Origin of the sequence: Nocardia colli (assembly GCF_008704205.1) — a bacterium.
GTDB classification, from domain to species: Bacteria; Actinomycetota; Actinomycetes; order Mycobacteriales; family Mycobacteriaceae; genus Nocardia; species Nocardia colli.
Window position 1 is genome coordinate 56,209 of record NZ_VXLC01000023.1, and the last position, 14,723, is coordinate 70,931.

At 67.8% G+C, this 14,723-nt stretch carries 12 protein-coding genes; 6 read left to right on the plus strand and 6 right to left on the minus strand.

Translation table 11 applies throughout. From position 1 onward, the window contains the following. Positions 1-551: 551 nt before the first annotated feature. On the minus strand, positions 552-1,613 hold the full coding sequence (gene trpD, locus F3087_RS35615) for an anthranilate phosphoribosyltransferase (RefSeq protein ID WP_150406527.1): 1,062 nt from the start codon (positions 1,611-1,613) through the stop codon (positions 552-554). 200 nt (positions 1,614-1,813) lie between these two features. Continuing rightward, on the minus strand, positions 1,814-2,257 hold the full coding sequence (locus F3087_RS35620) for a hypothetical protein (RefSeq protein WP_223885590.1): 444 nt from the start codon (positions 2,255-2,257) through the stop codon (positions 1,814-1,816). A gap of 239 nt (positions 2,258-2,496) precedes the next feature. Here F3087_RS35620 and ctaE point away from each other — a divergent pair, with 239 nt between their 5' ends. Genes ctaE through qcrB form a run of 4 tightly spaced genes read left to right on the plus strand, consistent with a single transcriptional unit; the run spans position 2,497 to position 6,905 of the window. Beyond that, positions 2,497-3,108: an aa3-type cytochrome oxidase subunit III gene (gene ctaE / locus F3087_RS35625; protein WP_150406528.1), complete on the plus strand. Its 612-nt coding sequence runs from the start codon at positions 2,497-2,499 to the stop codon at positions 3,106-3,108. 58 nt (positions 3,109-3,166) lie between these two features. After that, positions 3,167-4,030 carry a cytochrome bc1 complex diheme cytochrome c subunit gene (gene qcrC, locus F3087_RS35630; RefSeq protein ID WP_191094313.1) on the plus strand — a complete coding sequence of 288 codons (864 nt, stop codon included), beginning with the start codon at positions 3,167-3,169 and terminating at the stop codon, positions 4,028-4,030. A 20-nt stretch (positions 4,031-4,050) separates the two neighbouring features. Further along, complete coding sequence (gene qcrA / locus F3087_RS35635; RefSeq protein WP_150406529.1) at positions 4,051-5,289, plus strand: cytochrome bc1 complex Rieske iron-sulfur subunit; 1,239 nt, start codon at positions 4,051-4,053, stop codon at positions 5,287-5,289. Next, entirely contained in the window at positions 5,286-6,905 is a 1,620-nt protein-coding gene (gene qcrB / locus F3087_RS35640) for a cytochrome bc1 complex cytochrome b subunit (protein ID WP_150406530.1), read from the plus strand. The genes qcrA and qcrB overlap by 4 nt, the downstream gene beginning before the upstream one ends. A 158-nt stretch (positions 6,906-7,063) precedes the next feature. Here qcrB and F3087_RS35645 read toward each other — a convergent pair whose 3' ends face one another. Beyond that, positions 7,064-7,585, minus strand: a complete 522-nt coding sequence (locus F3087_RS35645) for a polyadenylate-specific 3'-exoribonuclease AS (RefSeq protein WP_223885609.1) — start codon at positions 7,583-7,585, stop codon at positions 7,064-7,066. Positions 7,586-7,747: 162 nt separating this feature from the next. On the opposite strand from F3087_RS35645, the gene F3087_RS35650 reads away from it, so the two are divergent. Then, the gene (locus F3087_RS35650; protein ID WP_150406531.1) at positions 7,748-9,133 is read left to right on the plus strand and encodes a class II 3-deoxy-7-phosphoheptulonate synthase; all 1,386 of its coding nucleotides are present in this window, start codon (positions 7,748-7,750) and stop codon (positions 9,131-9,133) included. A gap of 212 nt (positions 9,134-9,345) precedes the next feature. Here F3087_RS35650 and pknB read toward each other — a convergent pair whose 3' ends face one another. Beyond that, a complete protein-coding gene (gene pknB / locus F3087_RS35655) occupies positions 9,346-11,292 on the minus strand; it encodes a Stk1 family PASTA domain-containing Ser/Thr kinase (RefSeq protein WP_150406680.1) in 1,947 nt (648 codons plus the stop codon). A 161-nt stretch (positions 11,293-11,453) separates the two neighbouring features. On the opposite strand from pknB, the gene F3087_RS35660 reads away from it, so the two are divergent. After that, a complete protein-coding gene (locus F3087_RS35660) occupies positions 11,454-11,819 on the plus strand; it encodes an Rv2175c family DNA-binding protein (protein WP_150406532.1) in 366 nt (121 codons plus the stop codon). 37 nt (positions 11,820-11,856) lie between these two features. On the opposite strand, the gene F3087_RS35665 is transcribed toward F3087_RS35660, so the two are convergent. Next, positions 11,857-12,900 (minus strand): phytoene/squalene synthase family protein, encoded by a 1,044-nt coding sequence (locus F3087_RS35665; RefSeq protein ID WP_150406533.1) that lies wholly within the window; start codon positions 12,898-12,900, stop codon positions 11,857-11,859. Further along, on the minus strand, positions 12,897-14,600 hold the full coding sequence (locus F3087_RS35670; RefSeq protein WP_150406534.1) for an alpha-(1->6)-mannopyranosyltransferase A: 1,704 nt from the start codon (positions 14,598-14,600) through the stop codon (positions 12,897-12,899). The genes F3087_RS35665 and F3087_RS35670 overlap by 4 nt, the downstream gene beginning before the upstream one ends. Positions 14,601-14,723: the final 123 nt, after the last annotated feature.

The following is a 14,723-nucleotide window of genomic DNA, read 5'->3' on the forward strand; positions in this document are numbered from 1 at the left end:
CTCGGCCGGACTGCCCCGCCCGCACCCGCATCCCAGCGATCGTCGTCGCCGCGCACGTTTCGTTGCGCTGCGCTCGGAATCGTGGGCGATTTTGTGCGCGCCTGGCGAATAGGTGCGCACGCCTGGTCGGCGACCCTTCTGGCATCGCGCGGCACTGCGCTCGCGGGCCCGCAGTGCGCGGCCGAGACAGCACAGCGGCTCTTGTCGCCGCGCACGTTTCGTTGCGCTGCGGCCGGAATCGCGGGCAATTGTGCGCGCGTCCGGCGAATGCGTGCGCGGCTGGCGAATGCGTGCGCGGCTGGCGAATGGGTGCGCGGCTGGCGAATGGGTGCGCGGCTGGCGAATGGGTGCGCGGCTGGCGAATGCGTGCGCTCGCCGGTCGGCGACGCTTCTGGCATCGCGCGCGTCGGCAGTGCGCGGCCGAGACAGCACAGCGGCTCTTGTCGCCGCGCACGTTTCGTTGCGCTGCGGCCGGAATCGCGGGCGATTGTGTGCGTGTCCGGCGATTGGGGGCGCGCCCGGCGAACGCATTCGCGGGAGCGGAATGGGGCTCAGCGGTCGCCGAGGGTGACCGTCAACTTCGTCCAACGTTCGAGCAGCGCCTCGGCCTTAGCCGAGTCGATCGCCTCGGCGGCCCGCTCGAGCGCGCCGGCCAGCGCATCGTGCACGTCGGCCGCGAAATCGACTGTCCCCTGGGACAAGTCGTAGGCCACGATGGCTGCCGCCGAGTTCACCAGCACCGCGTCCCGCACCGCGCCGCTCGTTCCGGCGAACACGCTTCGCGCCACGCCCGCGTTGACCTCGGCATCGCCGCCGCGCAGCGCCTCCAGGTCGACGCGTGCGATCCCGAGGCGGGTCGGATCGATCGTCGTCTCCCGCATCTGCCCACCGGAAACCACCCACGCCGTGGTCGTGTCGGACGTGGTGATCTCGTCGAGCCCGTCATTCCCCCGAACAACCAACGCACTCCCGCCCCGCCCGGCGAACACCCCCGCGATCACCGGCAGCAGATCCGCGAACGCGCACCCCACCAGCCCGGCCCGCGGCTGGGCCGGATTCGTCAGCGGCCCAAGCACATTGAACACGGTCGGAATCCCGATTTCCTTACGCGCGGCCCCCGCGAACCGCAGCGCGGGATGGAACACCGGCGCGAAACAGAACCCGATCCCCACCTCGCGCACGCACCGCGCCACCGCCTCCGGCCCGAGCGCCAGCCGCACCCCGAGCGATTCGAGCACGTCCGCCCCGCCGCTCTTCGACGAGGCCGCGCGGTTCCCGTGCTTGACCACCGGCACCCCCGCCGCGGCCACCACGATCGAGGACATGGTGGAAATGTTCACCGACCCGGACCGATCGCCGCCGGTCCCGACGATGTCCACCGCGTCACCGTCGATGTGCACCAGTCGCGCGTGTTCGAGCATCCCCGCGGCGAGCCCGGTCAGCTCCGCGGGCGTCGGCCCCTTGATCTTCATGGCGACCCCGAACGCCGCGATCTGAGCCGGAGTGGCGTTGTCCGACATGATCTCGTCCATCGCCCACGCCGTGTCGTCCGCGGCCAGGTCGCCACCGTCGGCGAGGGTTCCGAGCACCTGGGGCCAGCTGCGCACGCTCATGACTCCACCTCGCTGGCGCTCGGTTCCGTCACGCGCGCGGCGCGCTGTGTCACGATTCGCTCGCTGCGCTCGCTCATGAATTAACTTTCTCCCGTCACCTGGTTTCACAACCAGTTTGTCGCGAAGCAGCTTACTGCCCCCGGTCAGGGCAAAGCCCGTCGTTAAACCGCGCCCGGCCGAGTCGGGAGAACTTACTGCCGCTACCCGGTCGCGGGCCCGGATTGTCCGGCCGCCGGCCGCGGTTGCAGCGCATCCCACCCATCCGCGGTCCCGTCGTGCCGCTGCGCCAGCCCGGCCATCCGCGAACGCTCCTGCGAACAATGCAGCGCGTCCAGCACCTGCACCCGTTGCAGGATCACCGTCTCCAACGCGTCGGTCCCCGGCCCGCCGACCTGCGGCGCGGGCGCGTACCCGTCCTGTGCCGCGATCGCACACACGGCCTCGACCTGTCCCGGCGGAATCCGCAGATGATGCCGCAGCACCGCATCCGCGTCCGGCACCAGCTCGCTCGCCCGCGCCAGCGCCGCCGAACACGCCTCGGCGTCATCGAAACTCGACGCGACCACCACCAGATCGGCCCGGCTCGGATCCAGCGGCGCCGGACCGCCGCGCCCGAACAACCGACCCCACAAACGCGCTGCCACATCGCCTCCATCTCAGCTTTTACTTACGCACACCTGTCATGCTGTGGTCCAGCTACCCGAGGGCACGCGGACCCGGCACGTAAACACGTTCCGACCGATGCCGCCGCGCCGCGGGCAGCCCGACCTCAACACGCCGAGCCCTGGTCGAGAGGCTGTCTGTCCGTGGGTTTTCCGACACGGGGACACAAGTTTCGCACCCGGGTACTTGTGTCGTACTACGACGAGTCATACTTACCCCCGTGACGACCGCAGTAGGGACCCCCGGATCGGCCATTACCCAGCGTGTGCACTCGCTGAATCGGCCCAACATGGTCAGCGTCGGTACCATCATCTGGCTGTCCAGCGAGTTGATGTTCTTCGCCGGCCTCTTCGCGATGTATTTCGTCGCGCGCGCACAGGCGCACGGCGTCTGGCCGCCGGAACCGACCGAGTTGAACCTCAAGCTCGCCGTGCCGGTCACCGCCGTGCTGGTCGCGTCGTCGTTCACCTGCCAGATGGGTGTGTTCGCCGCAGAGCGAGGCGACGTGTTCGGCCTGCGCCGCTGGTACGTCATCACCCTGATCATGGGCGCGATGTTCGTCGCCGGTCAGGCCACCGAGTACCACGCACTGGTCGGAGAGGGCACCTCGATCTCGAGCAGCGCCTACGGCTCGGTGTTCTACATCACCACCGGCTTCCACGGTTTGCATGTCATCGGCGGTCTGATCGCGTTCGTGTTCCTGCTGATCCGCACCAAGGTCAGTAAGTTCACCCCCGCGCAGGCCACCGCCGCGATCGTCGTCTCGTACTACTGGCACTTCGTCGACATCGTCTGGATCGGCCTGTTCGCCACGATCTACTTCGTCCGCTGAGCCGGGCATACCCCAGTCTTTTGCACACGTCGGTTCCGTCTACTCCAAAGGGACACAGATGAGTTCATCTCCCCCGTCAGCGCCAGAGCCCGCCAGCAACGGGAACGGCGAGGCCAGCAAGACACGCAGGCAGCGCCGCGTTCGCCGTCGCATCGCGGGCGGGCTCGCGCTGTTGGTGGGCCTCGTCGGTGCGGGCTTCCTGGCCGCGGCCTTGACGCCGGACCCGCAGCGGGCGACCGCGAACGAGGATTCCTCGGCGCTGATCCGCGAGGGTAACCAGCTCTACGACACCTCCTGCATCACCTGCCACGGTGCGAACCTGCAGGGTGTCCAGGATCGTGGCCCGAGCCTCATCGGCGTCGGCGAGGCCGCCGTCTACTTCCAGGTGTCCTCCGGTCGCATGCCGATGGCCCGCAACGAGGCCCAGGCGCAGCGCAAGCCACCGAAGTTCGACGAGCACCAGACCGACGCGCTGATGGCGTACGTGGCGGCCAACGGTGGCGGCCCCACCGTGGTCCGCGACGCGAACGGCGAGATCGCGCAGGAGTCGCTGCGCGGCGACGACATTGCCCGCGGTTCGGAACTGTTCCGGATGAACTGCGCGTCCTGCCACAACTTCACCGGGCGCGGCGGCGCGCTGTCCTCCGGTAAGTTCGCCCCGCCGCTGGAGCCCGCCTCCGAGCAGCAGATCTACGACGCGATGATGACCGGCCCGCAGAACATGCCGAAGTTCTCCGACCGGCAGCTGTCGCCGGAGGAGAAGCGCGACATCGTCGCCTACGTCATGAACGCGAAAGAGGAGAAGGCCCCCGGCGGCTGGGACCTCGGCGGCTTCGGTCCCGCGACCGAGGGCCTGGTCATGTGGGTGATCGGTATTACGACGGTCGTCGGTGCCGCGATTTGGATCGGGTCGCGGTCATGAGCGAGAAGGAGCCAAACGACATGGGTCGGCCGGATGAGGGCCACGACGGCGGCGAGCCGTCGAAGGAATCCACGGGCCACGGATCCCACGAGGTGGTCGCCGGTTCCGACGGCCACGCGGTGGCGGAGTCCGATAGCCACGCGGTGAAGCGCGACTACACCGAGGCCGAACTCGACGCGATGACGCGCGACGAGCTGGTCAAGCTCGGCACCGAGCGGGACGGCGTCGACGTCGCCTACCGGCGCGAGCGGTTCCCGGTTCCGGGCACCCGCGCCGAGAAGCGCGCCGAGCGCGCGGTCGCGTTCTGGTTCGCCGTCTCCGGCATCGCCGCGGCGGCGCTGGTCGGTGTGTACCTGTTCTGGCCGTGGAAGTTCAAGCCGTCCGACGAGGAAGGCCACACCGCCTACTCGCTGTTCACCCCGCTGGTCGGTGTCACCTTCGGTGTCTCGGTGCTGGTCATCGGCGTCGCGGTGGTGCTGATCCGCAAGATGTTCATCCCCGCCGAGCTGTCCATCCAGGACCGTCACGACGGCCCGTCGCCCGAGGTCGAGCGCCGCACCCTGGTCGCCGAGCTCACCGACGCGCTGGAGACCTCCACGCTGGCCCGCCGCAAGCTGATCACCCGCACGGCCGGCGCCGGCGTCGGTGTGCTCGGCATCGGCGCGCTGCTGGTGTTCGTCGGCGGCATGGTGAAGAACCCGTGGGCCAAGCGGGAGAAGTCGCCGCTGTGGGTCTCCGGCTGGACCCCGGACTTCGAGGGCGAGACCATCTACATCCGCCGCGACACCGGTCGCCCGGAGGACGTCGTGCTCGTCCGTCCCGAGGACATGGACGCGGGCGGCATGGAGACGGTGTTCCCCTGGAAGGAGAAGTGGCGCGGCGACGAGCACGCCACGCTCCAGTCGCTGCGCGGTATCCGCAACGCGGTCATGATGATTCGCCTGCGCACCGAAGACGCGCAGAAGGCGATCAAGCGTAAGGGCCAGGAGAGCTTCAACTACGGCGACTACTTCGCCTACTCGAAGATCTGCACCCACCTCGGTTGCCCGACGTCGCTGTTCGAGTCGCAGACCAACAAGATCCTCTGCCCCTGCCACCAGTCGCAGTTCCTGGCGACCGAATGGGGTAAGCCGGTCTTCGGTCCCGCCGCTCGCGCACTGCCGCAGCTGCCGATCACCGTCAACTCCGAGGGCTACCTGGTCGCCAACGGCGACTTCATCGAGCCGCTCGGCCCGGCATATTGGGAGCGTCGTTCATGAGTCCTTCTGCTGCCGCACAGGCCAACGAGATGGACGAGCGGTACCAAGCCGCCGCGTTCGTGAAGCGGTCGATCAACAAGGTCTTCCCGACCCACTGGTCGTTCCTGCTCGGTGAGATCGCGCTGTACGCGTTCATCATCCTGCTGCTCTCGGGTGTCTACCTGACCCTGTTCTTCGATCCGTCGATGACCGAGGTCGTCTACAACGGTTCGTACCAGCCGCTGCGTGGTGTCACCATGTCGCGGGCCTACGAGACGTCGCTCGACATCACCTTCGAGGTGCGTGGCGGTCTGTTCGTCCGCCAGGTGCACCACTGGGCGGCGCTGCTGTTCGCGGCGTCGATCATCGTGCACCTGTTCCGCATCTTCTTCACCGGCGCGTTCCGCAAGCCGCGTGAGGCGAACTGGGTGATCGGCTCGCTGCTGCTGATCCTGGCCATGTTCGAGGGCTTCTTCGGTTACTCGCTGCCCGACGACCTGCTGTCCGGCACCGGCCTGCGGGCCGCGTTCGGCGGTATCACGATGAGTATCCCGATCGCCGGCACCTGGATGCACTGGCTGATCTTCGGCGGGGACTTCCCCGGCACGATCATCATCCCGCGCCTCTACATCGCGCACGTGCTGCTGCTGCCCGGCATCATCCTGGCCCTGATCGCCGCCCACGTGGCGCTGGTCTGGTACCAGAAGCACACCCAGTTCCCCGGGCCGGGCCGCACCGAGAACAACGTGGTCGGCGCGCGCATCATCCCGGTGTTCGCCGCGGACCAGGGCGCGTTCTTCGCCTTCACCCTCGGCATCGTCGGCATCATGGGCGGCCTGTTCCAGATCAACCCGATCTGGAACCTGGGTCCCTACAACCCGTCTCAGGTCTCCGCGGGTTCGCAGCCGGACTTCTACATGATGTGGACCGACGGCCTGGCGCGTCTGATGCCGCCGTGGGAGCTCTACCTGGGTCGCTACACGGTTCCGGCCGTGTTCTGGGTGGCGCTGATCATGGGCCTGGTGTTCACCGTGCTGATCATGTACCCGTGGATCGAGAAGCGGCTGACCGGCGACACCGCCGGGCACAACCTGCTGCAGCGTCCGCGCGACGTGCCGGTGCGCACGGCGATCGGCGCCATGTCGATCGGCTTCTACGTCGTGCTGACCCTGTCCTGCGTCAACGACATCGTCGCGCTGAAGTTCGACATCTCGTTGAACGCGACCACCTGGATGGGCCGCATCGGCATCCTGGTCGTGCCGCCGCTGGCGTACTTCATCGCCTACCGGTTCTGCATCGGCCTGCAGCGCAGCGATCGGGCGGTGCTCGAGCACGGCATCGAGACCGGCGTGATCAAGCGCCTGCCGCACGGTGAGTACATCGAGGTGCACCAGCCGCTCGGCCCGGTCGATGACCACGGCCACCCGATCCCGCTGGAGTACCAGGGCGCGACCGTCCCGAAGAAGATGAGCAAGCTCGGCTCGGCCGGCAAGCCCGGCACCGGCAGCTTCCTGCGGGCGGACCCGTGGCAGGAGAGCGAGCAGCACTTCGAGACCGAGCACGCCGAAGAGCACAAGCAGCTCAAGGTGTTGCAGGCGCGTCAGGAGAAGGAACTCGGTGGCAAGCACAACCACTGATAGCTGAAACACAAAGGCCCCGAGTCGAAACCGGCTCGGGGCCTTTGCGTTCGGGTTCTGCGTTTCGGATCGGCCCGGCGTCGGCGAAATCAGTTGCCGCGTTGGCGAAAGCGAAGGCCCCGAGTCCAATTCGACTCGGGGCCTTCGCATTCAGATTTCTACAAACGCGGTGCGCTGCGGCGGGACGCCTCGATGGCCTCGAACTTGGCCAGGTTGTGCCGGGCGTCGGCGAGCGCGTCGTGCGCGTCCGGGGGGACCGGGGGCAGCTCGGGGCGGCCGTGCGCGTCCCAGTGCTGGCGCAGCTCGTTGGTGTAGCGGGGGAAGATGGTGGGCAGGTCGACCATGGAACCCCACAGCTGGCACAGCGCCACGTGGTCGTACGCGCCGACCCAGGCCCACAGCTCCGGCACCACCGATGAGCGCGGCACCAGGAACTTGTACAGGTCGTCGCGGATCTGCTTGCGGCTACGCCACAGCGGCGAGGACGGCGAGGGCAGCTGCGGCAGCACGTGCCTGCGCACCCACGGGCCCGCCTTGTCCGGATCGAATTCCGTGGACACCGCGTAATATTCGCGCCCGTCCTCGCACACGACACCGATGGAGACCAGGTCGATGACGACCCCGTCCTCGATGAATTCGCAGTCGTAAAAGTATCGAAGCGAGATCGGTCTACTCCTCAGCAATTCGGTATGGCGCCGGTTCGATCAGGCGTACGTTCCGAACAATCACCCTAAGCGGAACAGGGGCCGGATTCGCAGCCGGGCTCGGATCCGCGGGGAGGTGGCCGGAGACACCCCTATGGTGGGTACCACGGACGTCCGACTCATCCGTATTCTGAACGAGTGAACTGGACCGTCGACGTACCGATCGATCGCCTGCCGGAACTGCCTCCGCTGCCTACCGAGTTGCGCAGGCGGTTGGACGAAGCGCTGGCCCGCCCCGCGTTACAGCAGCCGTCGTGGGATCCAGAACAGGCCGCGCAGATGCGCACCGTGCTGGAGAGCGTGCCGCCGATCTGCGTGCCCGCCGAGGTGGAGGACCTGCGCGAGCAGCTCGCCGAGGTGGCCCGCGGCGAGGCGTTCCTCATGCAGGGCGGCGACTGCGCCGAGACGTTCGCCGACAACACCGAGCCGCACATCCGCGGCAACATCCGCACCCTGCTGCAGATGGCCGTCGTGCTCACCTACGGCGCCAGCCTGCCGGTGGTCAAGGTCGCGCGCATCGCCGGCCAGTACGCGAAACCGCGTTCCTCCGATACCGATTCGCTCGGCCTGAAGTCCTACCGCGGCGACATGGTGAACGCGCTGGTCGCCGACGCCGCACAGCGCGAGCACGACCCGTCCCGGCTGGTCCGCGCCTACGCCAACGCCAGCGCCGCGATGAACCTGGTGCGCGCGCTGACCGGCGCCGGCATGGCCGACCTGCACAAGGTGCACGACTGGAACCGTGACTTCGTCGCCAAGTCGCCCGCCGGCGCCCGCTACGAGGCGCTGGCCGAGGAGATCGACCGCGGCCTCGCGTTCATGACCGCCTGTCGGGTGAACGACCCGAGCCTGAAGTCGGCCCGCATCTACGCCAGCCACGAGGCCCTCGTCCTCGACTATGAGCGCGCCATGCTGCGCCTGAGCGAGAACGCCGCCGGCGAGCCGGTGCTCTACGACCTGTCCGCGCACTTCCTCTGGATCGGCGAACGGACCAGGCAGCTCGACGGCGCACACATCGCGCTCGCCGAACTGCTGGCCAACCCGATCGGCCTGAAGATCGGACCGACCACCACGCCCGACATGGCCGTGGAGTACGTCGAGCGGCTCGACCCGAACAACGAACCCGGCCGGCTCACCATCGTCTCGCGCATGGGCAACGGCAAGGTCCGCGACGTGCTGCCGCGCATTATCGAGAAGGTCCAGGCCACCGGCCACCAGGTGATCTGGCAGTGCGACCCGATGCACGGCAACACGCACGAGGCCTCCACCGGTTTCAAGACCCGCCACTTCGACCGCATCGTCGACGAGGTCCAGGGCTTCTTCGAGGTGCACCACGCCCTCGGCACCCACCCCGGCGGCCTGCACATCGAGCTCACCGGCGAAGACGTCACCGAATGCCTCGGCGGCGCCCAGGACATCTCCGACCTGGACCTCTCCGGCCGCTACGAAACCGCCTGCGACCCGCGGCTGAACACCCAGCAGTCGCTGGAGCTGGCCTTCCTGGTCGCCGAAATGCTCCGCTGACCCAGCGTTTTCACCGCTCGGTCCCAGAAGCGCGCAAGTCTCCTTGTAGCCGTTAACCAGCCCGAGCACGACTCGGCCGACGGCCCGCTGTGCGCCTCCGGGCAGCAGCATCACCCAGCCGCACCACTTCTGATTTCCCGCACCGAAAATCGCATGCAATTTTCGGTGCGGGAAATCAAGAGTGGTGCGGCGAGGTCGTTCTTGGTCGGTGCCTAAGGCAGGGCGACCAGGGATACCGTGTTGCCCGATTCGATGTTGGCGCCGACGGCCGGGGTTTGCGAGACGATGAGTGAACTGTCGCTCGCGACAAGCTGTTTCACCTCGACCTGCACGCCGAGCGATTGCAGCTTGGCCCGGGCGTTGGCGACGGTCCAGCCGCGGACGTCGGGCATCTTCAGGGCGTTGGAGACGATCAAGGCGACGCCGTCGCCGGATTGAACGGTCGCGCCGGCGGCGGGATCGGTCCCGATCGCCTTATCTGCTTCGATGGTGCGGTCGAACTGAGACCTGTTCTCGCGCACGGCAATACCGGCGGCGGTGAGGATCTTCGTCGCCTCGTCGGTCGTCTTTCCGCGCACATCGGGCACCTTCACCGGCTGAGAACCCTTGCTGCGGTAGACCTTTACCTGTCCGCCCGTCGGCAGCACGACGCCGGGGCCCGGATCGACCTTGGCCAGCGTTCCTTTCGGCGCGGAGTTGCCGATCTCACCCGAATCCACCGGTTGCAACCCGGCATCGCGAATCAGCTGGTTCACCTTCGTGATCGGATCACCGGGCTGCACGTCGGGCACCTTCGGCTTACCGCTGGACACCAGCACCGCGACCGTCGACCCCTTGGTCACCCGCGAGCCGGCGGACGGATCGCTGCCGACCACACCGCCGACCGGAATGATGTCCGACGCCTTCTGCCGGAGCTCGGTCTCGAACCCGGCATCTCGCAGCGCCGCGACCGCACGATCGGAATCCATCCCGGCGATCGCCGGAACCGGCGAATATCGGCCGACTCCGAGCCACCAACCGCCGACCCCGACGACCAGCGTGAGGATCGCCACAATGGCGACCCACACCCACGTCGTCCGGCGCGACTTGGACCGATCGGGGGCGTACGCCTGATACGGCGACGACGCGTGCTGCTGCCGCACCGGTTGCTGCGGCGGCTCGTAGCCGTCCGGCGGACCGTAGTCGACCCGGGGCCGCGGCGCGGTGACCACCTTCGTGTGCTGCACGGTCGGCGGCGTGTACGGCTCCGGCACCGCCGCGGCCTGCTGGGTGGCCGGCGTCGCTATCCGATAGCTCGCACTCAAATGCTCCGCCGACTCCTGCGGCGCGGGCACCCGATACGGCGGCAGGTTCAGCTTCGCGCCGATCTGCCGCAGCGCCGCCGCCATCTCGTTCGCGTCGGAGAACCGGTGTGCGGGTTCGCGCGCGGTCGCCTTGGCGACCAGCTCGTCGAACTCCTGCGGCACCCCGGAGATGAACCGGCTCGGGCTCGGCACGTCGTTCTCGATCCGCTGATACGCGACCGACAGCGACGTGTCGCCGGTGAACGGCACCTTCCCGGTGAGCAGCTCGAAGATCAGCACGCCGAACGAATAGACGTCACTGCGCGCGTCGGCCGTGCCGGTGGTCACCTGTTCGGGGGACAGGTACGCGGCAGTGCCGAGAATCACGCTGGCCGAGGTGGTATTCGCCGCCGCCACCGCGCGGACCAGGCCGAAGTCGGCGATCTTCACCTCGCCGTTGTCGGAGATCAGCACGTTCTCCGGCTTGATGTCGCGATGCACCAGTCCGGCCGCGTGCGCGACACCGATCGCCGCGAGCACCGGTTCGGCCACCGCGCGCACCGCGTGCGGCGGCATCGGGCCGCGCTCGCGCAACAACTCGCGCAGCGTGCCGCCCTCGACCAACTCCATGATCAGGAACGGATACTCACCGTCCACGCCCTGGTCGTACACCGCGACCAGCGACGAATGCTTGAGCTTGGCGACCGCGCGCGCCTCGAACTCGAATCGGGAGAGAAACTGCGGGTCACCGGCGAATTTCGGGTCCATCACCTTGATCGCCACCGGACGATCCAGACGGGTGTCGACGCCCCGGAAGACCATCGACATGCCGCCGCGGGCGATCGGCGCATCGATGCGATAGCGCCCTTCCAGCATCTGGCCGATCAATTGATGTCCTCCGGCTTTCACAAAGTTCTCACCCCTCGCGGTTGATCCCACAAGCGATCGACCGCCCCGTGCGGCCCTCACGATGGTATCGACCAAACGCACCCGGGTGTCTCACGACTTGCTGCGGGTGACCGTCTACCGTTATCCGCGTGAGTGCATTTCCTTGCAGTGATGATGTCCTTCCGGAGTCCGTGGCTGTGCTGCCGCTGCCCGAGGTGGCCGACAGACTCGGGCTCGTGGTGACCCGCGTCCATCAGATGCTGCGTGACCACCAACTGCTCGCCGTCCGCCGCGACGGCGTGGTCAGCGTCCCCGAACGATTCTTCGATCAGGACGGCGTGGTCAGGTTCCTGCCCGGCCTGATCACCGTGATGAAGGACGCCAAATACACCGACGAGGAGATCCTGGAATGGATCTTCACCGAGGACGACAGCCTCCCCGGCATGCCGGTCGACGCCCTGCACGGCCCGCTGGCCCGCGAGGTCATCCGCCGAGCCGCGGCAGATCCGTTCTGAGCTGTCGATGCACAGTGCATCCCAGCTGCACGTCAGGTCAGGGCCTTCGGTTGGGTACTGCTGCGGTGGTGAATTGGATCGCCGCTACGCCTAGGCGTTGGTGGCGGGGGACTACTGCGCGCTGGCTGAAGACTGCGTAGTCGGTGGACTCGATGCGGTCGAGGATGCTTGCGTAGAGGACGGCCGCTGTACGGATGGCGGGGCGGACTCGTGGTTCGAGCAGGTCGATGCCGGGTTCGGCGCGGCGGTAGATGTCGCGGTTGATCGCGATCAGGTGGGCGAGGGCTCGGCGGACTCGCGGATCCGTGCGGCGCGTGCGGTGGCAGTGGACGAGCAGGTCGTGGTCGACACCGAAGGCGGCCAGCTCGTCTGCGGGTAGGTACACCCGGCCGCGGTCCAGGTCTTCCGCGACATCGCGCAGGAAGTTGGTCAGCTGGAACGCCTCGCCGAGCGCCGCCGCAGCAGGTTCCGCCTCCGCGATCGGCACCACGGTGCCCAGCACCGGTAGAACTTGCAGGCCGATGGCAGCAGCCGAGCCGCTCATGTACTCGCACAGATCGGCCATCGTCGCGTAACGATCGCGAAAGCGGGGAGTGCCGGGAACGTCCATCCGCATCGAGTCCAGGAATGTCCAAAAATGTTGGGCGGCAATGTCATAGCGGCGAATAGTGTCGGCGACCGCAAGCATGACCAAGCCTCGACGGTCCTGGCTCGCGGCATGCAGGGAGTTCCCGAGAGGCCAGGCGGCGTCGGGTGACTCCAGCGCGATCCGCAGCTGCTTCTCGATCAGGTCCAGTTCATCGCCGGGGCCGTGCCCGGGCGGGTCGGGCCGATCGCGCTCGGAAAGCTCCCGCACCTGACCCGGATAACGCTGCACCACATCGGTTTCCGCATGGTCCACGATGTCGTCGACCATCCGGGCGAATGCGTACAGCGCGTGCACCGCCGGTCGCCGCTCGGCCGAAAGCAGCCGAGTCGCAAGGAAATACGTGCGCCCATGGGCTGCCGCGATCCGCTTGCATTCGCGATAGGCGACGCTCAACTCTGCCTGCCCCGCGACGCGCGGCGCATCGCCGATCATGGCCGGGCGTCGGTGGCCGCGTCGAGGTTCGGCGGCGTGGCCCGCAACCGCAGCGGGTCCACCTTGCGCAGTGACATTGCCGCCACCACGGCGGCGAAGGTCGCCAGGGCGACGTGCCAGAAGCTGTAGAGCCCGATCGATCCGTCCGGTTGGAACACCAGCATCAACCAGGTACACAACCCGACCAGCACCATCAATGTCGTGGTCGACAAGGCGAACCCGGCGGCCAGCGCCAGCGGCCACGAGTAGTACCAGGGCAGCGCGGCGGGTGACAGGATCACGATCCCGACGAACGCGATCAGGATGCCGAACACCGCTTCACGCTCGCTGTGCCGGAACCGCCACCAGGCCCACACCAGCACGACGACCAGCGCCAAGGCGCACATCGCCCTGGTCACGGTGAGCACCTTGCCGGAATCGAGCGAGGTGAACCAGCCGACCGCGTGCATCATGATGGTCGGCAGCGAGAGCCAGTTGATGATCTTCTTCGACCCGGACAGCGCGGTCAGCCAGCCGATGCCGACACCGGCGATGGCCGAGGCGGCCACGAACACCGCCGCGAACACGCTGAGCCCGAGTCCGGCGATCTTGGCGAACATCAGCGCCGGGTGCGGCATGTCCTCGGTCGGCTCGGCGGCATCGTGCGGCCGCTCGCTCTCCGGGAGGTTCGCCGGGTCGCGTCCGGCCCGCTGGGCGGCGCGCTTCTCGCGTTCGTGCAGCATCCAGATCCACACCAGGAACGGCAGCGCGATACCGGCCGTCGCCTTGATCGCCACTCCGATGGCGACCACCACGATGCCCGCGACGTGATGGCGTTCCAGCACCAGCGCGATGCCGGCGCACATCAGCCCGACCATCAGCATCTCGTTGTGCACGCCACCCCAGAGGTGGATCAGCACCAGCGGGTTGAGCACCGCCAGCCACAGCGCCACGGTCGGCTTGCCGCCGAGGTGTTTGGTCAGGTAGGGGACCGCCCACATCATCAGCGCGAGGCCGGGCAGCATGACCAGGCGCATCGCGATGGTTCCCGCGACCACGTTGTCCCCGGTGATACTGGTGATCCCGCGGCCGAGCAGCAGGAAGATCGGTCCGTAGGGCGCGGTGGTGGTCTTCCACACCGGGCTCACGTTGTCGAGCAGCACGCCGGGGTTCGCGATCGGTCCGACGACGTAAGGATCGAAACCATCGCGCAGCAGCGCGCCCTGCGCCAGGTACGAGTAGACGTCCTGGCTGAACATGGGCACGGCGAACAGCAGCGGCGTGATCCAGATGACGACGATGGCCCGTAACTCGTTCAGCGTCACGCCGGCGTCGAGGCGATCGCCCCGGCCGATCGTGGTGCGGCCGAGTCGCACCCACGCGGTGATCATCAGCAGCACGCCGATCCAGATGACGATCGTGGACAGCGCGTAGCCGTGGCCGAACCGTAGCCAGGACAGGTGCAGCGCCTCGAGGATCGGGTCGCGCTTGCGCGTGCTGCCCGCGCCGAAGCCGCCGAAGGTGATCATGATCGCGCCGTAGAAACCGAGCAGCGCCGAGTGCCCTTCCGGGCTGCGCAGGAAGATCGCGACGGTGCGCATCCAGGACCGCACACCGGGTGCCTCGGCGGCGGCCGATTCGCGCTTCGCCGCGGTGTTCGGTGCGTGGCCGGTGATTTCAGTCAAGGTGGCCTCTGCGGCGCGCGTTTCGGGGGATGCCATCTGGTGTCGGTCCCCCCGAATGGTCAGCGGTCGCAACCGCGAGTGAATAGGTCGGCGCCTAGTTTACGGCGTCGCCGGGAACACTATCTCGCTGGTACGCGCGGTTTCATCTCGAGCGGGTGC

What these genes read in the sequence shown, in the direction of transcription:
- trpD (WP_150406527.1), bottom strand. Translation starts at nt 1,613, where the DNA reads ATGAGCGTGCGCAGCTGGCCCCAGGTGCTCGGAACCCTCGCCGACGGT.
- qcrC (WP_191094313.1), top strand. Translation starts at nt 3,167, where the DNA reads ATGAGTTCATCTCCCCCGTCAGCGCCAGAGCCCGCCAGCAACGGGAAC.
- qcrA (WP_150406529.1), top strand. Translation starts at nt 4,051, where the DNA reads ATGGGTCGGCCGGATGAGGGCCACGACGGCGGCGAGCCGTCGAAGGAA.
- qcrB (WP_150406530.1), top strand. Translation starts at nt 5,286, where the DNA reads ATGAGTCCTTCTGCTGCCGCACAGGCCAACGAGATGGACGAGCGGTAC.
- pknB (WP_150406680.1), bottom strand. Translation starts at nt 11,292, where the DNA reads ATGCTGGAAGGGCGCTATCGCATCGATGCGCCGATCGCCCGCGGCGGC.
- F3087_RS35665 (WP_150406533.1), bottom strand. Translation starts at nt 12,900, where the DNA reads ATGATCGGCGATGCGCCGCGCGTCGCGGGGCAGGCAGAGTTGAGCGTC.
- F3087_RS35670 (WP_150406534.1), bottom strand. Translation starts at nt 14,600, where the DNA reads ATGGCATCCCCCGAAACGCGCGCCGCAGAGGCCACCTTGACTGAAATC.